We start from the raw sequence: 22,486 nt of genomic DNA on the forward strand, positions 1-22,486 counted from the left end.
AATTTAGATTTATATTCTTTTTGTTTATTAGTTTTCAGATGTTTAATCTGAAGTAAGCTTTTCGTGCTTAATCTAAAAATCAGTCTTGCAGACGCTTTTTTGTCTGCTTTTTGTACGCTCATGTTCTCAGCCAGCCAATAGCTCTTGCTCCACTTGTTGTACCTGCATTTCCAGCGTATTGCGTATTTCTGTCAGTGCCCGTTGCTGATCGGAGAAGTAGGCTTCTTTGTCTGTTACTGAAGTGGCAAGACGCCAGGCGTTTTCCGCTTCCAGGTCGCTAATCTCTTTGAGCAGTGCATTAATTTGCTCCCTGAGCTGCTGAATCTTGCTACGTAAATGCTGCAGATCGTTTAATCGGTCACTTGCCATCATCGGTTCGAGCCCGGTTTGTAACTGGGTCAGCAATGCCCTAACCGCGGCCAGATCGGCATTTTGTCGTGCCTGATTAAGCTGCACCATCATCTGATGGGCTTTCTCTTTCAGGTCATCCGCTACCACATCCGGGTGGCAAAGACGACTGGCCTGGCGCCACAGGCGTTTTAATTCATTACGTTCATCCGTTGAAAGCCGCTGGTCGCGGGTGTAACGGTGCTGAGCATCCTGCTGTTGTTCCTGATATTCATCATATTCATGGCTGGCTTCCTCCTGTGCCTGACGGGTCGCGCTGTCGTCCTGGCGAGAAAAGTCGTTTTCCAGTTCACGAATTTCCGCCAGCAGGGCGGTGATAAGCTCAGTCTGTTGCTGAATGCGCTGGCGAGTTTCCACGGATTCGCGGGAGTCCGAACTCAGATTTACCCAGTGCTGCTTGAGTTTTGCCAGTTGATCAACGGCCTGTGAAATATAGTGCTGACAGGACTGATAATCTTTTTCCCGACGTTTTCGTTCTGCTTCCTGCTTCCGTTGCGCACTGGCAGCCAGCTGCTTACGCAGTTCGAGAATTCGGCTCATCAACGGTCCGAGGCGAAGATGGTACAGGTCATTGAAATCATCGAGGATTTGAATACGCGTATTGCGCTTATCAATCAGATCACGCAGTTGGGTTTCAAGCGCTTTCAGTTCGAGCTTACTGGCGGCAATGCCGGGGTCCTGCCACGTTGATACTGCGCGCTGGGATTGTAACCAGTGTGTAATTTCACGCAGGGCATCGCCGAAACGCCGTTCTTCAATCGCCTGCACAATGACGCCGGGAATGACTGGCAAAGGTTCATTTTTCAGATGCGCCAGCTGCTGGAAAATAATCTCTTCATCTTCCAGTTCGATGGCGCTTTTGACGATCTCAAGTCGTTTAATGATCTTATTCATGACAGTCGTTGCCTGGCGTGGTTCAAAAACGAGTGACTGAACCACGGCAGGTTCACCCGTTTGAAAATGTTGGAAAAACAGTAAAGTGCATTCTGTGGCCTGCGATGCCTTTTCGTCCAGAATAATTCACTGTAATTATGAAAAAGCGGTACTACCGCGCACTTCTCCGCGTCTTTAAACCCTCGTTTCATCTTTTTTATTCACCGGCTAATTATTCTTGATCTGATAAAGATAATGCGTATAGTTCTCATTCTCTTTTTGTTATTAACAATCTGCGTGAACTCTGGTAAGGATCCCGACAATGAAAAAAACAACATCCGCTCTGGCATTGTTGGCTGCCGTTGCATTAAGCGGCTGCACAGCTAACGCCACGCCAGCCAGTAACCCGGCGGCACAGGAAAAAACAATCGCCCCGGCAGCAACGGATATTCAGCAGCGCGCACTGGCTGACGGCTTGTATGAAATGGCGCTGAGTCCAGCGGGTGATGCGCTGTACGTCGCCAGTGCGGAAGGGTTCAAAGATGTTCAGGGTGGGGTAGTTTACAAGCTGGATCCGCAAACGCTGAAGACCCTCGGTCTGAGCCACACCGATCTGAAAAACTTTGGTATGGCTATCTCGCCAGACGGTAAAACAGTGTATGTCACAAACTCTCTGGATGGTGGTCTAAGCGCGCTGAATACCGCTGACGGCAAAGTCAAAAACCGTATCCTGTTCCCGGAACGTAATCCGCAAGGATTCCCATATGGCGCGCGCCAGGTACTGCTGCATAACGGTCTGCTCTATATTGGCGCCGTTGCCGATCCGGCGGTGATTTGGGTGGTCGATGCCGAAACACTGAAACTGAAAACCCGGATTAAAAATACCGGTAAATGGATGACCGGACTGCATTACTCAGAAATGACGCAGCGTATTTATGCGGCAAACGGCGGCGGCGAAATCCTCGTTATCAACCCGCGTACCCAGCGCATTGAAAAACGCTGGCAGCCGCTGGGCGAGAAACCCGCATTGCTGCTGAATATGGCGGAGGACCCGCAAACCGGTCGCCTGTTTGTCACCGACAATTCCAAAGCGAAAACGACATTGGTGTTGGATATTCATACGGGCAAGCTGCTTAAACAGCTGGATATCGGGGATTCGCTGGCGGTGAAATTCAATGCAAAACGCAATGAAATCTATATTACCCAGCGTGATTCCGGAAAATTGCTTAGCCTGAATGCAACGGATTACAGCGTGAAGAAAAGTTGGGATCTCCTCCCCAATCCAAACAGCCTGTTGCTCTCTGCTGATGGCCAAACCCTGTTTGTCACGGTGAAACAGAAATTCAATAAAGACCACTCCACCTCCGCGCCAGATAACGTGGTGCGTATCGAACTGAATAAATAATAACAACATGTTGCCGGGGCGTTCTCCGGCAACGTCGTCAGACTTTTAATGGCATGGCTATGGACAACACTAAAACATACGCACACTTAATGAGAAAAACGGTGCTGGCCGCTACTATTGGCGCGCTTTCCGGTACGGTGAATGCTGCTGAGACCCCGACAGAAGCGGAAGAGACCATTGTGGTACAGGCTGCAGAGGGACGTGATTTTAAACCCGGTGGTGATACGTTACTGCCTGCTTTTCTCGACGGTCAGGTTGCCAATGGCGGTAGGCTCGGGATGCTTGGTCAGCAAAATGCCATGGATGTGCCATTTAACGTTATAAGCTACACCTCAAAACTGGTCGAAGATCAGCAAGCTAAGACCGTAGCCGATGTTGTCGCCAATGACGCGAGCGTGCAGGCGGTACAAGGCTACGGTAACTACGCGGAGACATACCGTATTCGTGGTCTGAAACTTGACGGCGATGATATGACTTTTGGTGGATTATCCGGTGTGCTGCCGCGTCAGGTGGTGGATACACAGATGATCGATCGCGTTGAAATCTTTAAAGGTGCGAATGGATTGCTCAATGGCGCGGCCGGTAGCGGCGTTGGCGGGATGATTAATCTTGAACCCAAGCATGCAGACGATACGCCGATCACACGTCTTGGTATGGATTACACCAGTGACTCACAGGTGGGAACGTCGCTCGATGCCGGACGCCGTTTTGGTGACAATAACCAGGTCGGCGCCCGTGTGAATCTGTTGCATCGTGAAGGGGAGGGGGCGGTAGACGACGATAAACGTCGTACTACGCTGGCATCGCTGGGGCTGGATTACCGTGGCGACCGTTTCCGCAGTTCATTAGACGTCGGGTATCAAAAAAAGACGTTTCACGGCGGCAACATGGGAATCAATGTCTACTATGTGCCATTTGTCCCCGATTTGCCGAAAAATACGCACAACTATAGCCAGAGATGGGGCTATAGCGATATTGAAAATGAGTTCGGAATGGCGCGCACTGAATATGATCTGACTGATAACTGGACCGCTTATGCCGGTCTGGGTGCGCAGCACGCGCATGAGATTGGCTTGTACAGTGCCCCGGAAATATACAACCAGGCCGGTGACGCGAAAGCCGGACGCCTTGATACCAATCGTATTATTGATGCGTTCAGTGGGATGGCAGGGCTGCGCGGGAATTTTGATACGGGCTTTGTTTCGCATAAGGTGAACGTAGGTTATTCCGCCGTCACTAAAGAAGACAAAATCGCCTGGCGCATGGGGTCACGTGCCGCACGTCCGGACGTCAATATCTACGATACGCAAGATGTAGCAAAACCCGCGGTGACGGCGACGGGAGGTAACTACAGCGATCCGCTAACCAGTGGACGTACGCGTAGTCAGGGGTGGTTACTCAGCGATACGTTGGGCGTACTTGATGATCAGCTTCTGTTTACTGTCGGCGCACGTCATCAAAAGGTCGTGGTACGTGATTACAACAAAGAAACTGGCGCTGAAAACGTTAAGAACAGTTTTGATGACAGCCGCTGGATGCCGACGTACGGTGTTGTATATAAGCCGTGGCAGGAACTCTCTTTTTACGCGAACCATACCGAATCACTACAGCCAGGCAGCACCGCGCCAAGTAGTGCGGTGAACTACGGTCAAAGCACCGGAATCATCCATGCAAAACAGAATGAGGTTGGGGTCAAAACAGACTTTGGGCGTGTCGGCGGCTCACTGGCGCTGTTTGAAATTAAAATGCCGGTCGCGCAACTGGATAGCCAGACCCGGTATTACGCAATCAACGGTGAGCAGCGTAACCGTGGCGTGGAGCTGAATGTTTTTGGTGAGCCGGTGTTAGGACTGCGGCTGAACGCCAGTGCAACGTGGCTGGATGCGACGCTCAGTAAAAATCAAAACGGCGTCAACGACGGTAACACGGCAATCGGCGTACCGGACTTCTATGCGGTGCTGGGGGCTGAATATGATATTAAACCGGTTGAAGGACTCACCGCGACGGCACGGCTGAACCATTCTGGCGCTCAGTATGCCAATGCGGCAAATACCAAGAAACTCGACAGTTTTACCACACTGGATTTAGGTGTGCGTTACCGTATGTCACTCAATCAAAACCAGAACCAGATGATTTTGCGTGCAGGGGTCGATAACGTCACCAACGAAAATTACTGGTCAGGTATTGATGATACCGGGACTTATCTGTTCCAGGGTGAGCCACGCACGCTGAAGGTTTCCGTCAGTTACGACTTCTGATTTTTTTCCTGGGCCTCGGTGCGTTGGGCAAGGATGCCCGGCGTATCCAAACGATTGCGCCTTGCGACAACCAGGTTGAAATGTTAAAAGAAGCCCCTTCAATAAAAACCACACAGGGGTAGGGCGTGAAAAACGCGTCAACTGCATCTGACACCAGCGTGTCCGATGCCGCGTCGACGAATGAACCGACGCTTCAGCGGGGGTTGCAAAACCGCCATATTCAGTTAATTGCGCTGGGCGGCGCAATTGGTACAGGCTTGTTTCTGGGAATCGGCCCGGCTATTCAGATGGCGGGACCTGCTGTATTACTCGGTTACGGTGTTGCCGGGATCATCGCGTTTCTGATTATGCGTCAGTTGGGCGAAATGGTGGTTGAAGAGCCCGTTTCAGGATCGTTTGCCCACTTTGCCTATAAATACTGGGGGCCGTTCGCCGGTTTCTTGTCTGGCTGGAACTACTGGGTGATGTTTGTGCTGGTTGGCATGGCAGAACTCACCGCTGCCGGAATTTATATGCAGTACTGGCTGCCTGATGTCCCAACCTGGATTTGGGCCGCGGCTTTCTTCGTGATTATCAATGCGGTCAACCTGGTCAACGTGCGTCTGTATGGCGAAACGGAATTTTGGTTTGCGCTGATCAAAGTCCTGGCGATTATCGGCATGATTGGCTTTGGTATCTGGATGCTGTTTTCCGGCAACGGTGGCGAACATGCAAGCATCGATAACCTCTGGCGTTATAACGGCTTTTTCGCGACTGGCTGGAACGGACTGATCCTGTCGTTGGCGGTGATCATGTTCTCGTTTGGTGGTCTGGAACTGATCGGGATTACCGCTGCCGAAGCGCAGGACCCGCAAAAAAGCATTCCGAAAGCGGTAAACCAGGTGGTGTATCGTATTTTGCTGTTTTACATCGGTTCACTGGTGGTGCTGTTAGCGCTGTATCCGTGGGTGGAAGTAAAATCGAATAGCAGCCCGTTCGTGATGATTTTCCATAATCTTGACAGTAACGTGGTGGCATCTGCGCTGAATTTTGTCATTCTGGTGGCTTCGCTGTCGGTCTACAACAGCGGTGTTTATTCGAACAGCCGTATGCTGTTTGGCTTGTCGGTACAGGGAAATGCACCGAAATTCTTAACCCGGGTCAGCCGTCGTGGCGTACCGGTGAATTCATTGATTCTGTCCGGCGCGATTACGTCGCTGGTGGTGCTGATCAACTATGTGTTGCCGCAAAAAGCCTTCAGCCTGTTGATGGCTCTGGTGGTTGCGACGCTGCTATTGAACTGGATTATGATCTGTCTGGCGCACCTGCGTTTCCGGGCAGCAATGCGTCGTAAGGGGCGTGATACTCAGTTTAAAGCGTTGCTGTATCCGGCGGGTAACTACGTGTGCATCGCCTTCCTCGGCATGATTCTGGTGCTGATGTGCACTATGGATGATATGCGCCTGTCCGCTATCCTGCTGCCGGTGTGGATCCTGTTCCTGTTCGTGGCATTCAAACTGCTGCGTCGCAAGTCTCGCTAATATCTAACCGATCTCATCCTGGTGATGAGATCGGTTCTTTCTTCATGCTACCGATTAACGCTGAAAGACACCTGCCAGTGCACGAATATCATTTCCGGTAGGGGATTGATGAATGCGTAAGCCAAACTCTTCGACGACGGCAAAAATATGGTCGAAGATATCAGCCTGAATACTTTCATATTCCAGCCACACCACCGTATTGGTAAACGCATAAATTTCAATCGGTAAACCGTGGTCATCGGGTGCAAGCTGGCGCACCATTAATGTCATATCTTTGCGAATGCGCGGGTGGTGGCGTAAATATTCGTTCAGATAAGCGCGGAAGGTACCGATATTGGTCATCTGGCGATGATTCAAAACGGACTCAGGCGCATCTAATTGCTGGTTCCACTCACTGATTTCCTGGTGACGCGTGGTTAAATAGGGTTTCAGCAGATGCGCTTTATGCAATCGCTGGCGTTCATCTTCATCGAGAAAATGAATGCTGGTGGCATCGATGCTGATGCTACGTTTAATGCGTCGACCACCGGAAGCCGACATCCCGCTCCAGTTTTTAAACGAGTCTGATACCAGCGACCAGGTGGGGATAGTGGTGATGGTGTTATCCCAGTTGCGTACTTTTACCGTGGTTAAGCCAATATCAATAACCGCGCCATCGGCACCGTATTTCGGCATTTCCAGCCAGTCGCCCAGCTTGAGCATATCGTTGGCTGAAAGCTGAATACCGGCGACCAGGCCGAGGATCGGATCTTTAAATACCAACATTAAGACGGCGGCCATCGCACCCAGACCGCTGATCAGTATTGCCGGGGACTGGCCAATCAGCAGAGATATCATCAGGATCCCGACGATAATTGCGCCAATTAACTTGATGCCCTGAAATATTCCTTTCAACGGCAGTTGTGATGCGGCAGGGAGTTTTTGCGACAGATTGAGAATCACGTCCAGCAGGGAGAATAAAGACAGCAGGGCGTACATCATGATCCACAGCTGCGCGCAGGTGACTAGTATTTCTGCGGCTTCACTGCCTTTCTGTAGCCAGAGGGCTGCCTGTATATTGACAATGATACCTTGCAGTGTGAATGCCAGTCGGTGAAATAACTTGTTCTGCGTGATGATTTGTAGCCACAGGCGGGAGCTGGCGTTGGCGCGCTTTTCAAATGCGCGTAATACCACCCAGTGCAAAATAACGTGAACAATAATGGCGGTGATAAAAATAATGCCAAAAATCATCACCAGCGAGGTGGTGTGATTTATTTCAATGCCGAGTTCTTCAACCTGAGATATCAATTCCTGCATAATGTCTCCTTAATAAACAGCGGTCTATGATGACCGCTGTGTGGAGCTTATGCAAATGTGGGGATCAGACTTCTGTCAGCGTCGTTTCTTGCGGCAGACGTGATTTTGGCAGGGCAGCGTTGAAGTCTTCTACGCTGTGATGACCCACCGGGACCACAACAACGCTGGTGTAACCTTTTTCTTTCAGACCAAATTCTGCATCCATGATGGCCGCATCAAAGCCTTCAATCGGTACGGCATCCAGACCCATCGCCGCCACACCCAGCAGGAAGTTACCGACGTTCAGGTACACCTGTTTCGCCATCCAGTGGTTGTCGTCTTTCAGTTCCTTGCGGTGCAGGTCGGCAAAGAATGTACGACCTTTGTGGTTTGCAGCTTTGGCTTCCGGGGTAGCAAAGCGTCCATCGCGCTCTTCTTGATCCACCACGCGTTCCAGCCACGCATCGTCCATCGCCGTTTTGGCGCAGAACACCACGACGTGGGAAGCATCCAGCATTTTACGTTCGTTGAACACAAAGCCGCCGGCTGCGGATTTAGCCACGCGCGCTTTTCCTTCGTCAGTGCTGGCAACGATAAAGTGCCACGGCTGAGAGTTGGTACTGGACGGACTAAACTGCAGCAGTGTTTTTAATTTTTCTGCTTGCTCAGCGGTCAGTTTTTTATTCGGATCAAATGCCTTAGTGGAGTAACGTTTTAAGGCGACAGAAACAATATCCATAACTACTCCTGGTGGTTTTTCGTACCCTGCGGGTGCGTTTTGTTTCAGCAGGGTACAGGGTTAGCGGGAAAATGATAAGACCGAAAAATGCAAAAACACTTATCGACGCTAACGATAAATCAGCCAGGCCGTAGGCGTTTTTGATCCCGCTTAGGCAGGCCGTCTACCACCCGATGCCATGAGTCGTTCACCAGGTCAGTCAGTAATGACTCGCTAATATCATCGCCGGGGTAAACGGATATCCAGTGCTTTTTATTCATGTGATAGCCCGGTTCGATACTGCGGTAAATCTGCTGATTCAGCAGTGATTTTTGTGGGTCTGATTTCAAATTCACCAACGGACGACCGCGCTGCTCTGAGACAATCATAAAAATCTTACCGCCGACTTTGAAGACATCGTATTCCGGGCCGAACGGCCAGCATTGCTCAGTAAAAGGGAGTTCGAGTGCAATACGTTTAGCACATGTATGCAGCGTTTGGCCGTCCATTATTTTTCCTCGCGGGTCAGTGCGCGCCACATGGCCTCAAACCCCATCGAAATATATTCATTCGCGCGGGCAGGATCGCGGGCGGCAAATTCCATGGTTGTCTCTGCAAGTGAAAGAAAAAGCCCATCACCGAAGGCACGATATTCGTCAGACATAAATTCAGGGCGAACGGAACGATGACATAAATCGCGCAGTTCCGGGAACATATCGTCAGCCTGCTGTTCGGTTTCTTTGCTGATTTTCTCGCTGACGGCCAGTTGGCGGATAGTGCGATGTCCACAAGTATGGTTCAGACCCCAACTGATGTAGCTGTTCCAGATGTAGTGGGTCATGGTTTTGGCATCGGTTACTGAGCGATCCAGATTTGCCATCATTGACTGGCAGAGATCTTGCTTTAAATGGAGGTAAAGCTCGTTGATCAGATCATCTTTTGTTGCGAAATAGCGAAACAACGTTCCCTCTGCGACACCTGCATTTCGGGCAATAACGGCGGTAGAGGCCGCAATACCTGATTGTGCAAATGCTGTGGTTGCAGCTTCCAGTAATGCCTGTTTTTTGTCTTCACTCTTCGGACGAGCCACTACACTTTACCCCTAAGTCTGTAAAAAATAGGATTGAATCACGGCCTTTGCAGCACCGCAACGGCGAATGTCAAAGATTGAAAATCATCTTGACGACAAACTTTCGATTTCTATAATGAGTGCTTACTCACTCATAATCAAGGGTCAGTCGCGCAACCCAGCGGAAAGGGAGCGCGTTTAAGGTCAGGATATGAAGCGTCTCACAGTTTGTGTGGTTGTTATTATGCTCATTGCCGCAGCAGCAAGTTTACCGTTTGTATTCAATGCCGGATTTGGTCAGGCGCCGCAAGGAGCACAACTGAGTCAGGTTGAACAGTCGCCACATTATCGTGATGGACAGTTTCATAATCAGGTGCCGACCCCGGGCTATACCGGCAACAAAGGTATGTTGGCGGCCTGGTGGGAGTTTCTGGTCGCGAAGCGAGAAAACGCGCGACCGGCGCAGCCATTACCCCTGGTTGCGACCGATCTCGCCAGTTTATCGCCACAGCAGGATACCCTTGTCTGGCTGGGGCATTCCTCGTGGTATTTGCAGTTGGCGGGCCAGCGTATTCTTATTGATCCGGTGTTGAGCAATTATGCCGCACCGTTTTCATTCCTGAATAAAGCCTTTGCCGGCGAGTATCCGTGGACCGCGCAGACGATGCCGGAGATCGATCTTCTTATTATCTCGCATGATCACTACGACCATCTGGATCTCGCCACCATCAAGGCCCTGATGCCGAAGATTAAGCGCGTGATTACGCCACTTGGCGTGGGATCGCACCTGCGTTACTGGGGAATGAACAGCGAGATCATTGAGGAACGCGACTGGAATCAATCCGTCAAAGTGACGGATTCACTGATCGTCCATGTCCTGCCTGCCCGCCATTTTTCTGGCCGGGGGATTAAACGTAACCAAACGCTGTGGGCCAGTTTCATGTTTGAAACGCCGGAACAGAACGTTTACTACAGCGGCGACTCCGGCTACGGGCCGCATTTTAAAGCGATTGGCGAGCAGTTTGGCAAGGTCGATTTGGCAATCATGGAAAATGGCCAGTATGACCAGGACTGGAAGTTCATTCACATGATGCCGGAAGAGACCGCCCAGGCCGCAGCCGATCTCCACGCGAAAGCGGTATTACCCGGACATGCGGGTCGCTTCGTTCTGGCAAAACACACCTGGGATGATCCCTACAAAAGACTGGCACTTGCCAGTCGCCGCCAACATTACCGATTGCTGACGCCGATGCTGGGTGAGCCGGTAGCACTGTCCGAACCGGACCAACAGTTTACGGCCTGGTGGCAGCAGGCAACGCAATGAACAGAGGGGAGAGCATGATGACGATTTCTGCTCAGGTAATTGATACGATTGTTGAATGGATTGATGATAATTTGAATCAACCTTTGCGCATTGATGATATTGCGCGCCATGCGGGGTATTCAAAATGGCATCTGCAACGCCTTTTTCTGCAGTACAAAGGCGAGAGCCTCGGGCGTTATATCCGTGAACGTAAGCTATTATTAGCGGCACGCGATCTGCGCGATACCGACCAAAAAGTTTACGATATCTGCCTGAAGTATGGTTTCGATTCGCAGCAGACTTTCACGCGTATTTTTACCCGTACGTTTAGCCAGCCGCCTGGGGCATATCGTAAAGAAAATCACAGCCGCACACATTAACGGTATACGAGTTCTCGCGGGTCTATTCTGCCAGCGAGAACCAACGCCGCCAGATGAAGCGTAGTACAAAATACTCAATTACCCCGAGAAGCAAGAACCACAAACAAAACAACAAAGTATAAAACTGGTTAAGATCCATTAAATGGAAGGTTGTGACTAACTTTTGCGCCAACACCAGGCCAAGTGAAGGGGCGGGCAGCAGCAGGCAGGAAAGCAGAGCCAACAGCAGTATCCCGGCGGCGGTCATCAGTGATTCAAGCGGGTGTTTCATGACATTGTTAAACTTGAGTTAAAAAGCCATTGTCGGGGATATCGTTGGTTAACGCAAACGTCGCGCTTAATGTCCTGCCCAGATCTCACAGTGTTTTTTCACCAGTCCACTCAGCGAGCCACCGTTTGCCACAAAATCACGCATGTGCCGGACCTCATTGTGCCCCTTTCTTACCTGCTGATGTAAGGTGTTTATGGCACTGACAGCTCCCACTTTTTCAGCCGACGCTGCGACAGTGTCCAGTAAGCGTAGCGTGTCATCCGCCAGGCGATGGCGATCCCCGGTATTCACGTCGGTGAGTATTCCTTCCATACCAAAACGACAGGCCTGAAAACGGTTGAACTTGTACAAAAGATAATCATTTTCCTGATGCCTGAATGGCCGTTCGGTGAGTAACCAGTGGGCGGTAGCCTGAATAAGCCCAGCTATGTTAAGTGCGTGCTCAAGGGTCAGCGGGGTGTCCATCACCCGCACCTCTACCGTGCCAAAATGCGGACTGGGGCGGATGTCCCAGTGCAAATCTTTAATGCTGTCAATCATGCTGGTGTACGCCAGTCGGCGAAAGAGCCCGGTAAATTCCTGCCAGTTGCTCACCCACGGCATCGGGCCATTATCAGGAAATCCGGAGAAAATGTTCAGCCGTGCACAGGCAAATCGTGTATCGGCGGCCTGCATATAGGGTGAGGCTGCAGAGAGCGCAATAAAGTGGGGGACAAACCGCGACAGGCCGTGCAGCAGGTAAATCGCATCGTCACCGTTGGCGCAGCCGATATGGACATGCTGACCGAAAACCGTCGCCTGCTGAATAAGGTAACCGAAGTTCTCCAGGTTCCGCCGATAGCGTTCGTTATCACACACTTCCTGACGCTGCCATGTTTGAAACGGGTGCGTACCACCGCCGCAGATTTCGAGGTGAAGCGTTTGGGCTGCGTGCAAAACAAGGTGCTGCATGGTGGAAAACTGCGCGGCCGCCTGGTCAACATCGCGACACACCCCGGTCGCCATTTCCAGCATACTTTCGGTGATATCGTGCTTCACCTCGCCGACAGTGAGTTCTGACTTCACGGCGTCAATCAACCTGGACGAGTCCTGACTCAGATCGTAACCCGGAGGATTGATTACCTGCATTTCCAGTTCAATACCTAACGTAAAGGGGTCAGAAACATGAAAATCGGGAAGTGACATAGTGTTCCCCTGAGCGTTGATTTTTAATCAGTATAGAAGGGCTGCTGCTTTTCTGTTCTGCGTGAAAAATCCCTGACCAGTGCTTTGAAGGTGAAATGGCGGGTGCTATAACTTGGTTTTTGCTTGCATAACAGGGGTTGAACAGTGCCAGAGATAAATCTGTATGGGCAGACGGTGGGTGATGCCCTGCCGGACTGGAATGGCGCAACCGCGCTGCCACGGAGTGTGCTTATTGGACAATATTGCCGTCTGGAGCCCCTGAATGCTGACCGCCATGCCGCCGATCTGTTTGACGCCTACGCACAGGCACCTGACGAACGTGACTGGACCTGGCTTGCCAGCACGCGTCCTGCGAGCGTAGAGGAGGCCGTGCGCTGGGTCACGGGCAAATCAACGGATGCTTCTTTGGTTCCCTATGCGGTGATTGATCTACAATCCGGGTGCGCCGTGGGGTTAGTCTCATTTATGGCGATTGACCTTGTAAATGGCTCGGTCGAGATTGGTCATGTGACCTGGTCGCCACGAATGAAGAATACGGTACTGGGTACAGAAACCGTCTGGCTGTTGCTGCGCCAGGCGTTTGCGCTGGGCTATCGCCGCGTGGAGTGGAAATGCGATTCCCTGAACGTCGCATCCCGCCGTGCGGCGGAGCGTTTAGGGTTTATCCATGAAGGGCGCTTTCGCCAGAAAATGGTGCGTAAGGGGCGCAACCGCGACAGCGACTGGCTATCAATGATTGACGATGAGTGGCCACAGTGTGACGCTGTTTTGCAGCGTTGGCTGGCTGTCGACAACTTTGATGAAAACGGACGGCAACGCCAGTCGATGGCAGAGTGCTTTTCCTGTGAGACAGCCAACGCTGAGACTGTGCAGATGCAACAGCAAGGTTATCAACAGCGCTGGCAACAGGAACACGGCTCGCTGACGCAAACACCGCCCGCGCTTCTGGCTGATTTACTCGCAGCACAACCTCGCAATCCCAACCTTTGCTACGACACGCTCAGCTCAAGAGCAGGGTTAGCAGCACTGACAAAAGCAAATGTGTCCACCTCAGAACCGATGGCGGCAATTATCAATACTGAAGTGGACACCGGAGAGCGTCGCATCCCGGTACGGATTTATCGCCCGGCACTGACCGGAGAGCCGAAGGTGGTGGTGTTTATCCATGGCGGTGGGCATCTGAGCGGTTCGGTGGACGTGTATGATCCGGTTACCCGTCATCTGGCGATGGCGACAGGAAATATCGTTGTGTCGGTTGATTATCGACGTGCGCCAGAAAACCCGTATCCGGCTGGTTTTTCCGATGCAAAAGCCGTAATAGAAAACGTCTGGTCGCTGCTCGAAAGTCAGCATATTCCTTACAGCCGCCAGCTCACGCTTATCGGCGACAGCGGTGGCGGCGCATTTAGCGCGACGCTGGCGGCCTACTTTTCCCGCGAGCAGCCAGGATTTATTCATCGCCTGGTGCTGATTTATCCGAGCCTGGACTACACGCTGAACTGGCCGTCGGTGCAGGAGAACGGCGCAGGAAAGCTACTGGATGAAAGCAAAATACGCTGGTATTTTCAGCAATATTTCCGCAATGGAGAAGATCGTAAACAGACGTCTCCGCTTTACCTGCCGTTGAGCCAGGATTTTCCACCCACTCTGGTAGTCAGTGGTGGGTTGGATCCTTTACGGGATGAGAATTTTGCTTTTGTCGCCAGACTGCAAGCTGAGAGGATACCCGTACAGCATGTTCACTTTCCTGGGATGACGCATGCTTATCTGATGCTGGAGGACAAAGTTCTGCAGGAAGCAAAAGCCACCTATCTGGCGATTGGTGACTTTGTTCGCGATTAGCGCCCACACTCAGTCGTGACTGCGGGCGAATTTATCATGATTGCTGACTCGCTAAGGTGTTTGCCAGCGCGTACGCTCAACGGCGCTTTGCCACTCGTGCCAGCGTTTTTGCAATCGACCGTGACGCTCTGCGTTTGGCTGAAATGATATGTGGTCGGGCAAAAAATGGCGTAGCTGAGCGGTTTCTGTACCGAGCAGCGCCTTGCGTGCCAGCAGTCCGGCGCCAATGGCTGAAAGCTCGGGAATGTCGCTGCGCATCACCGGGCAACCCAGCAGATCGGACTGGTACTGCATCAGCCAATCATTTTTTGTCGGCCCGCCATCAACCATCAGCGCGTTGAGGCTGAAACCGCTGTGCTGGTGCATCGCTTGTACGACATCGGCAATTTGATAGGTAATAGACTCCAGCGCGGCGCGCACCAGATGCGCGCGTTTCACGCCGCGGCTGAGGCCATGAATTAACCCCCGGGCGCTTTCATCCCACCAGGGCGCGCCCAGCCCGGTAAGTGCCGGAACAAAATAGACGCCCAGCGTCGAATCGACCGTGGCGGGCAGAGTATTGAGCTCATGTAACAGTTGCTCCTCCGGCAGTTCGCTTAAGCCGGTACTGTCGGCCATCCAGGCCACAGCATCGCCGGTATGGGGAATATTGCCTTCCAGACCATAGACCCGGATATCGCCATCATGCCAGGCAATAGTTGTTGCCAGCGCATTCACCGCAGACTGCGTTGAAGATACCGGAGCCATCACCGATGAGCCGGTGCCATAGGTCGCTTTAACACAACCTTCAGCACCTAGCCCGTGGGCAAAGAGCGCGGCATGAGAATCGCCAATCATCGCCAGAATGGGGATCCCATCGGGGATGGTCGCCAGAGCTTTCGTCACGCCAAAATGATGACTGGAAGGGCAAACTTCTGGCAGCGCCTGTTGCGGGATACCAAACAGCGCCAGCATCTCGCTATCCCATTGGCCGCTATGTAGATTGAGCAACTGCGTGCGCGAAGCGTTGGAGGCGTCACAACGAAACGCCGCACCGCCGGTAAGATTCCACAGTAACCAGCTATCGATAGTGCCGAGGCAAATTTCGCCTTGCTGTGCGAGCGCCATGCCGTTGGGGACGGACTCCAGAAGCCAGCGCATTTTAGAGGCGGAAAAGAGCGGGGCGACGGGCAATCCGGTGGTGGATTTTATTTTCGCCTCATGACCTTGCTCGCGCAACGCCTGGCAAAAGTCAGCCGTGCGCGAGCATTGCCAGGTAATGGCGGGGCCGAGCGGACGCCCGCTTGCGCGATACCAGCCGATTGCCGTTTCTCGCTGATTACTGATCGCCAGCGCCGCCACCCGCTGCGTACCTACGGCGGCAACTGCTTGCGCCATTACAGCCAGAGAGGCCTCCAGCAGCGCGTCGCCGGACTGTTCAACCCAGCCTTCGCGAGGCGTGTGGATCGCCAGCGCGCGGGAGAACTTCGCGACCACATTTCCCCGACCGTCCAGCGCAACGGCTTTGGCATTGGTGGTGCCTTCATCAAGCGCAATAATAATGTCTTTCGTTGCTGACATCGTTTTCTCCAGCCTCTCTGTTTCCCTGAGTATTAGCGATGGAACAACGTATCCACCCCGAGATAGCGGGTGAAGGCTTCATGCAGCACCTCGGCGCTGGCGGAATGGTTCATTGCCACGTGATGCTCAAAACCGTTACGACAGATCCACGCCAGTAAATTCTCCAGATGCGGCACCTGGATTACTGCACGACAGCCAACCGTATCCAGCGGGTCGTCTACCGATTGGCCTTCACCGACGTACGCTTTGATTTCACCGGTTAAATCGTCGGTGCTCAGGCGGAAATAGGTCAGCGTGCCGCTTTTCATGCGTCCATGTACTGCACCGCAGGTGTTCTCTTTCCCAACGGTGGTACCGATGATATCCGCTGTGCCCATTTTGGGGTTTTCCAGACTGGCTGATGCAAAGTTACCGCAGTGAAAAAGCACACATTTATCACGCTCGTCGCCGAAATTGTTATTCCAGTCGGCAATAGAAGCCGGGCTTAAGTTGCTGCTGGCGAGGGCGTACATTGACAGCGCGCCCATCACATCCACTTCGCAGGCGCTGGGCATTAACTGCCCGGACATCACGCTCATAATTGAGCATACGTTGATACCTAAATTTTCCTGCAGCGAAGTCCAGCACTGGATCGCTGTGGTATCTATATCGTTAGCGATGACCCATTCGCTGATGACGACAAACAGTTTTGCCATTGTGACGAGTTTGTCGGCGGGAATGGTGCTGGCATCGGCGTTATCCAGCAGCAGACGACGTTTTTCATCCACGCGGATATCGTCATCGCGCAGACATTTGATGCGGGTAAAGACTTCAGACAGATCGAGCGTTTCAACGGCGATACCCAGTCTTTCGAGTAATTTTTCGCTGTAGCGAACGGTATTGAATCCAGCCGGACGAGCACCGATAGCGCCGACGCGTACGCCACGCATGCTGCTGACAACACGGCAAATCTGTTCGAAACGTTTCAGATCCTGAGCAAAAACCTCACCGGCCAGATCGCAGACATGCTGGGTGGTGAGTGTAAATGGAATGCCGTACTGACGCAGGTTATTGCACAGGGAGATTTTTCCGCAGAAGCTGTCACGGCGAGTGGCAAGCCCCATTTTATCAAGGTTATCTTCCTGCGCCTGAACCAGTACCGGGACATTCAGGCCAGACAGGCGCAGCGTTTCGGCTATTGCTTTTTCATCGCCAAAGTTCGGCAACAGCACTACCACGCCGTGAATGTCGTCGCGGTGAGCGCGGAAAAGTTCGGCGCACACTTTCGCATCCTGGCGGGTTTCTACCCCGCCGAGTTCCGTTTGCGTATCGTCGAGCATAATGGTTTTAATGCCCAGTCGCGCAAAGAGCGCGCTGGCTTGTTCGCGGGCTTCAGCAACCAGATAGCTTGGGAAAAATCCCCGATTGCCAATAATCACCGCCATGGTCAGCTGTTGAGGAATTCGTGACATCGCTTTCTCCAATAAGTGTTCTGTTGTTATTGTTTTATCGTGTGGCGCTGCAACAGCGCGGCGGCGTTTTTCACGACGCCAGCGGCGTCAATTTCGTGGCGGGCACGCGTTGCCGCGCGATCGGCCGCAATGGCATATTGACCATCGCCAATGCCGAGTCGGCGCAGCGGAATGGCACAGCCAGCTTCTGCCAGTACTTCCGCCACCAGGCTTCCCACGCCGCCATTAATGTTATGCTCTTCCACACTGACCACGGCCTTGCAGTGGGTTATTGCTGCCAAAAGCTGTTGGGTATTGCAGGGACGAATTGACGGTACACTGATTACGCTAGCATCAATACCTGCCTGTTCCAGCACTGTGGCAGCCTCGACAATTTCATGGACGGTTGAGCCCATCGCGACCAGCGCGACATCTTTTCCTTTCCGCAGAATATCGATATTACCCGGGGTGAACTGGTAATTTTCGTCGTGCAGTTCCGGTAAGGCTTTTCCGTCGAGGCGAACATAAACCGGGCCGACGTGGCTTAAGGCATAGTCGATAATCTGCCGGCATTCCACTGGGCAGGACGGGGCGTAAATTTCAATATTGCCAAAACCGCGCAAAACGGAAATGTCATCAATACTGTGATGCGTGCTGGCAAGGGGGCCGTAGCTGGCGCCCGCGTTCAGGCCGATCAGCTTCACGTTGGTGTTGTTGTAGCAAATGTCGACTTTGATTTGCTCATTGGCCCGCGAAATAAGGAACGGAGCGGCATTACAGGTGACGGCGATTTTGCCCCCCAGCGCCAGGCCGGCGGCGGCGCCAACCAGCGTCTGTTCGGCGATACCCACGTTGACCAGACGACCGGGAAATTCCTTCATAAACGGGGCGATTTTCGCCGTAGACGTGGAGTCAGCAACGACGGGTACAACGTCCATTCCGCGCTCGACTGCGGCAATTAAGGTATTCACCATCACGGTGGCGAGGTGTTCACTATTACGCATCTTTCAGTTCCTCCAGCGCCAGTTCAACTTCTTCCCCTTTTGGCACGCGGTGGTGCCATTCCGGGCGGCCTTGAATAAAGGAGATCCCGGCCCCTTTGGTGGTGTGGGCAATGACGACGTGCGGTTTACCTTCCGGGGTTAACCCTTCCAGCGTGCGCACCACATCACTCATATCATTACCGCGGCACTCTGTGACCTGCATACCGAAGGCACGCCATTTCTCATCCAGTGGATCTGTGTTCATGATCTCTTTGGTTGCGCCGGCAAGTTGGAGGTTATTTTTGTCGTTGATGATAATCAGGTTATCCAGCTTGTAGTGGGCGGCGACCAGTGCGGCTTCCCAGTTGCTTCCTTCTGCCAGTTCACCATCACCGGTAACGACAAACACCCGGCGCTTGCTGTTGTTACGTTTAGCTGCCAGCGCAATGCCCACGGCGACCGGCAGACCGTGACCGAGCGCTCCGGTATTCAGTTCGATCCCTGGCGTTTTGTGTTTCACCGGATGGCCCGGCAGGTGTGAATCGGCGTGCTGATAGGTCGCCAGCCAGTCCACGGGAATAAAACCAGCCTCAGCCAGCACGCAGTAGTAACCGCCCACTGCATGACCTTTCGACTGGATGTAGATGTCGCGCTCATCGCTTGCTATAAGCTCTGGTGAGCAATTCAGGATGCGAAAATAGAGTGCTGTCAGCAGTTCGACCTGCGACAGGTCAGCGCCGGTATGTCCCCCCGCCGGGCTTTCTGCATTCAACACGATAATGCGACGACGTACCGCACGTGCTTTCTTGACTAGCTCTGGTATTGAGAGCGAAAACGGATTCATAAGACACCTCTTGAATGTTTAATCCTTAGTGAATAAATATTCCATGTGGGTGCAGTAGTGCAACTGTCTCGCTATCCACTGCGTAATATGCAGCTAAAACAGTTGGTCGTTATCGGTTAGAATAAATATTCACTACTGATTTATTATTCATGATTAAAGATATGCCTTGTCTGAGGGTTTGTCTACGCCTTGTAGCAGCAATTTTTGGCGAAAAGAGAAAAGGATCACACTAACGCGATAACCGGAAAGGCGCAGATGACTTGTTATCTATTCAGGTATGAATAAAAATAACAGGCAGTTTACCAGGGGGAATGCTATGTCAAAGCAGGATGAACAGCGGTTGCTGGTTAAGATAGCTACACTTTACTACGCCGAAAATAAAAAACAGTCTGAAATCGCCACGCTGCTGCATTTGTCGCAGTCCTTTGTCTCCCGTGCCTTGACGCGTTGTCAGAAAGAAGGGCTGGTGAAAATCACCGTCGTACAGCCGACCAATATCTTTGTCGAGCTGGAAAAAGCCATTGAAGAGCGGTTTGGTCTTCGCCAGGCGATAGTCGTGGATGTTGGCGACAACCCCAGCAGTACGCAAATTAAGCATGCCATTGGCAGTGCGGCGGCACATTACGTTGAAACTCGTCTGCGTGCCGAAGACCTGGTCGGTATTTCCTCCTGGAGTAGCACCATTCGCTGCATGGTTGATGAAATGCACCCGCAAAATATTCGGGCGGCAGGCGTGATCCAATTACTGGGCGGCGTGGGGCCAAACGGCAACGTGCAGGCCACGATTCTGACGCAACAGCTGGCGGCACACCTCGGCTGCCCGGCCTGGCTGTTGCCTTCGCAAAGTATTGAGCATTCGGTGGAAGAACGTTCTCGGCTGGTTAACAGCCCGGACGTGGCGGCGGTCGTCGAAAAATTTGCTGAAGTGGATGTGGCGATTGTCGGCATCGGGGAGCTGGAACCTTCTCAATTGCTGAAAAATTCTGGAAACTATTACAACGAAGAGATGCTGCGACTGCTGGCCGAACGCGGCGCGGTCGGGGATATCTGTCTGCATTATTACGACGCGGCAGGCAATCCGGTACTCAGCCATGAGGAAGACCCGGTTATCGGCATGGAGCTGGCGCAGATCCGCGACTGCAACCATGTGATAGCGTTGGCGGGCGGGGTAGAAAAACAGAATGCGATCCGTGGAGCGCTGCAGGGGAATTATATCGACGTACTGATCACCGACTACCCGACAGCGCGCAATCTGGTTAAAGGGTGACGCCGCGGCGAGTCAAGTTATCGCCAGCCCCTGAGGCTGGCTGTAGTCATCAGAGTTTTGTTAAGCGTAGAGCAATCCATGGCTTAGCCGGTAGATCCAGCTTGTCACCGTGTTGAATAACCCCCGCAACCGGCGTGATCGTCATGGCCCAGGTATCAATGATATCGACCTTCCACGCCGTATTCTCCGGCAACATAGTCATCATCTTGTAGGCAGGGCAATGTTCGCCAAAATAGAACAGTCCCCAGTTGCCCTCGCAGCTTATCCCCATCGACGTATCCCAGTGGCTGCCCCACGGGAGCGGCGCCAGGCGTTTGGCCTGCCCTTCCTCAAGGATGTTGCGCAAAAAAGCGATGCGCGGGATGCTTGCTCCTTTGAGCGTGCCGCCATGTGACCACCAAATGATCTCATCTTCATTCAGGTATGTTTCGCCGTGAGTGACATAGCCACCGAGTATTACGCCATGCCAGAACAATGCAGTCATTTTTTCTCCGGTGATATTGCCCCAACCGAGATCGACATTGCCTTCATAGCAGCATTCGTCAATGACAATGGGTTTGGCAAATGTCTGCCGCCATTCCGGGACAAAGTGCATATCGTGATGCTGGATGCTGGCGTGGGTGAGCGCGGGATTGTGATGATCGTACCAGTGCGCATTTGAGCGGTAGTGGATCGGCGGGTTGTGCCAGTTATGAATGGAGATCATGTGCGAAGAGGGATCCTCTCGTTTGATTTGCGCTATGGCGGCATCCCAGAATGACATCGGTTTTTCTTTCAGCAGGTCGAACTCATTGGCCAGCGACCACCAAATATTTTTAAACGATGCGAGGCGTGCCACCACGTAGCGGAGATAGCGGCGATCGGTCTCCTGCGACATGGCGGAAAATCCCCAGCGGTCGTACGGATGAAAGAGGATCAAATCCACCTCAATATTCAGTTCATCCAGCTTTTGTATTTGACTCTCCAACTGGGCAAAAAAGGTGGTATCGAAGCGGGTAAAATCAAATCCTTGGTCGAGGGTACCCGGAAAGGGGAAGCGCATCGGTTCCTGCAGATTGTAGCGATAGTGTTTAGGAAATACGCACATGCGAATTTTATTGAACGGACTCGCCGCCAGCGATGCCAGCGTTTGTTGCTGTATATCGTCCGGTTGATAGTTCCAGACGTAGGCCGTGGTACCAAAAGGATAAAACGCATTGCCATTGGCATAGCGGAAGTGCCCGTCGCCATCACGCTGTACCGGGCCGGTTAACTGTGTTTCAGGGACGCAGGTAAACGTTCCTTCGACAGGGGACTGCGAAGGAATATTTGAGCTGATGTGATAGTGCCAGACGCCGGGGATATCCGGCATAAAGCGCAGTATGAACTGACCGTTACCGTTGTAAAAGCCCCAAACCGTGCGGGATTCTTCACCGCAGGTAAAGGTGGCTGATAGCTCGGTGTCGGTAAAATGGCGAGGATCGTCAACGTCCGTGACCTGATACTCAAACCGCCCCCACAGGGCAATACTTTGTTCGCTCATAGCACCTCTCCTTTGGAATATATATTCCATTGTGATTTTATATTCACGATGAGGGTAAGTGAGGTTACCGTTAACATTCCACTGTTAAGGCGAATAAATGAGCAGACGATCACAAAAACGCCGCCATTTCTGCTGATTACTGTGAGATTTTTACTGTGAGGCTGAAAAGAGTAAGCGTTATCTGAATGACGGGAGAAACGGCCAGCCAGCATAAACGTCTTGTTTATTAATAAGATGAAATTTCGCCACTAGATGACGGCGCGGTTAGGAGCAAAAGAATGAGGTTAATTGTGATACTGGTAACAATGTCACGACTAACCACTTGCCAGCGCTAAATTCGTGGGTTTAACCTTTATGTGAATAGTAATTC

Annotated in this window: 18 protein-coding genes and 2 pseudogenes; 8 read left to right on the forward strand and 12 right to left on the reverse strand. The window is 52.3% G+C overall.

The window, feature by feature from the left end; genetic code table 11:
- Positions 1–126: 126 nt before the first annotated feature.
- A complete protein-coding gene (locus NNO02_RS17630) occupies positions 127–1,302 on the reverse strand; it encodes a DnaJ family molecular chaperone (protein WP_271455381.1) in 1,176 nt (391 codons plus the stop codon).
- A 301-nt stretch (positions 1,303–1,603) separates the two neighbouring features.
- Here NNO02_RS17630 and NNO02_RS17635 point away from each other — a divergent pair, with 301 nt between their 5' ends.
- The 3 genes from NNO02_RS17635 (at position 1,604) to pheP (ending at position 6,464) form a co-directional block, all read left to right on the forward strand.
- The gene (locus tag NNO02_RS17635; RefSeq protein WP_271455382.1) at positions 1,604–2,686 is read left to right on the forward strand and encodes a YncE family protein; all 1,083 of its coding nucleotides are present in this window, start codon (positions 1,604–1,606) and stop codon (positions 2,684–2,686) included.
- A gap of 59 nt (positions 2,687–2,745) precedes the next feature.
- Positions 2,746–4,944 (forward strand): TonB-dependent receptor, encoded by a 2,199-nt coding sequence (locus NNO02_RS17640; protein WP_271441912.1) that lies wholly within the window; start codon positions 2,746–2,748, stop codon positions 4,942–4,944.
- A 125-nt stretch (positions 4,945–5,069) separates the two neighbouring features.
- A complete protein-coding gene (pheP, locus tag NNO02_RS17645) occupies positions 5,070–6,464 on the forward strand; it encodes a phenylalanine transporter (protein WP_137384554.1) in 1,395 nt (464 codons plus the stop codon).
- A gap of 54 nt (positions 6,465–6,518) precedes the next feature.
- Here the strand turns inward: pheP and NNO02_RS17650 are convergent, their stop codons facing one another.
- The 4 genes from NNO02_RS17650 to NNO02_RS17665 form a co-directional block, all read right to left on the reverse strand.
- Positions 6,519–7,763, reverse strand: a complete 1,245-nt coding sequence (locus NNO02_RS17650) for a mechanosensitive ion channel family protein (RefSeq protein ID WP_202039199.1) — start codon at positions 7,761–7,763, stop codon at positions 6,519–6,521.
- 64 nt (positions 7,764–7,827) lie between these two features.
- Positions 7,828–8,481, reverse strand: a complete 654-nt coding sequence (gene nfsB, locus NNO02_RS17655; RefSeq protein ID WP_137384552.1) for an oxygen-insensitive NAD(P)H nitroreductase — start codon at positions 8,479–8,481, stop codon at positions 7,828–7,830.
- Between the two features lie 119 nt (positions 8,482–8,600).
- Complete coding sequence (locus tag NNO02_RS17660; RefSeq protein ID WP_271455383.1) at positions 8,601–8,969, reverse strand: MmcQ/YjbR family DNA-binding protein; 369 nt, start codon at positions 8,967–8,969, stop codon at positions 8,601–8,603.
- The gene (locus tag NNO02_RS17665) at positions 8,969–9,550 is read right to left on the reverse strand and encodes a TetR/AcrR family transcriptional regulator (RefSeq protein ID WP_271450152.1); all 582 of its coding nucleotides are present in this window, start codon (positions 9,548–9,550) and stop codon (positions 8,969–8,971) included. The genes NNO02_RS17660 and NNO02_RS17665 overlap by 1 nt, the downstream gene beginning before the upstream one ends.
- Positions 9,551–9,740: 190 nt before the next feature.
- On the opposite strand from NNO02_RS17665, the gene NNO02_RS17670 reads away from it, so the two are divergent.
- Both NNO02_RS17670 and NNO02_RS17675 read left to right on the forward strand, forming a co-directional pair.
- On the forward strand, positions 9,741–10,853 hold the full coding sequence (locus NNO02_RS17670) for an MBL fold metallo-hydrolase (protein WP_271455384.1): 1,113 nt from the start codon (positions 9,741–9,743) through the stop codon (positions 10,851–10,853).
- Positions 10,854–10,870: 17 nt separating this feature from the next.
- Positions 10,871–11,212, forward strand: coding sequence for a RamA family antibiotic efflux transcriptional regulator (locus tag NNO02_RS17675; RefSeq protein ID WP_005122005.1), 342 nt, complete (start codon positions 10,871–10,873; stop codon positions 11,210–11,212).
- 22 nt (positions 11,213–11,234) lie between these two features.
- Here NNO02_RS17675 and NNO02_RS17680 read toward each other — a convergent pair whose 3' ends face one another.
- A complete protein-coding gene (locus NNO02_RS17680; protein WP_005122002.1) occupies positions 11,235–11,483 on the reverse strand; it encodes a DUF1158 family protein in 249 nt (82 codons plus the stop codon).
- A 66-nt stretch (positions 11,484–11,549) separates the two neighbouring features.
- A complete protein-coding gene (locus NNO02_RS17685) occupies positions 11,550–12,668 on the reverse strand; it encodes a YbdK family carboxylate-amine ligase (protein ID WP_271455385.1) in 1,119 nt (372 codons plus the stop codon).
- A gap of 144 nt (positions 12,669–12,812) precedes the next feature.
- Here NNO02_RS17685 and NNO02_RS17690 point away from each other — a divergent pair.
- Together NNO02_RS17690 and NNO02_RS17695 are read left to right on the forward strand one after the other, a co-directional pair.
- Positions 12,813–13,502 (forward strand): annotated as a pseudogene (locus tag NNO02_RS17690) (GNAT family N-acetyltransferase); the annotation flags it as partial.
- 294 nt (positions 13,503–13,796) lie between these two features.
- Positions 13,797–14,510 (forward strand): annotated as a pseudogene (locus NNO02_RS17695) (alpha/beta hydrolase); the annotation flags it as partial.
- A gap of 51 nt (positions 14,511–14,561) precedes the next feature.
- Here NNO02_RS17695 and NNO02_RS17700 read toward each other — a convergent pair.
- From NNO02_RS17700 to NNO02_RS17715, 4 genes are read right to left on the reverse strand one after another with little or no spacing between them, the layout of a single operon-like run.
- Positions 14,562–16,070, reverse strand: coding sequence for an FGGY family carbohydrate kinase (locus NNO02_RS17700; RefSeq protein WP_271455386.1), 1,509 nt, complete (start codon positions 16,068–16,070; stop codon positions 14,562–14,564).
- Between the two features lie 32 nt (positions 16,071–16,102).
- Positions 16,103–17,521, reverse strand: a complete 1,419-nt coding sequence (locus tag NNO02_RS17705) for an L-fucose/L-arabinose isomerase family protein (protein WP_271455387.1) — start codon at positions 17,519–17,521, stop codon at positions 16,103–16,105.
- 26 nt (positions 17,522–17,547) lie between these two features.
- Positions 17,548–18,504, reverse strand: coding sequence for a transketolase family protein (locus NNO02_RS17710; protein WP_271455388.1), 957 nt, complete (start codon positions 18,502–18,504; stop codon positions 17,548–17,550).
- A complete protein-coding gene (locus tag NNO02_RS17715) occupies positions 18,497–19,327 on the reverse strand; it encodes a transketolase (protein ID WP_032942640.1) in 831 nt (276 codons plus the stop codon). The genes NNO02_RS17710 and NNO02_RS17715 overlap by 8 nt, the downstream gene beginning before the upstream one ends.
- Positions 19,328–19,643: 316 nt before the next feature.
- On the opposite strand from NNO02_RS17715, the gene NNO02_RS17720 reads away from it, so the two are divergent.
- Positions 19,644–20,594 (forward strand): sugar-binding transcriptional regulator, encoded by a 951-nt coding sequence (locus NNO02_RS17720; protein WP_048214728.1) that lies wholly within the window; start codon positions 19,644–19,646, stop codon positions 20,592–20,594.
- Between the two features lie 49 nt (positions 20,595–20,643).
- Here NNO02_RS17720 and NNO02_RS17725 read toward each other — a convergent pair whose 3' ends face one another.
- Positions 20,644–22,116 carry an apiosidase-like domain-containing protein gene (locus NNO02_RS17725; protein ID WP_271455389.1) on the reverse strand — a complete coding sequence of 491 codons (1,473 nt, stop codon included), beginning with the start codon at positions 22,114–22,116 and terminating at the stop codon, positions 20,644–20,646.
- Positions 22,117–22,486 lie beyond the last annotated feature (370 nt).

The sequence above is a fragment of the Citrobacter sp. Awk 2 genome (assembly GCF_028069815.1).
Lineage (GTDB): Bacteria > Pseudomonadota > Gammaproteobacteria > Enterobacterales > Enterobacteriaceae > Citrobacter.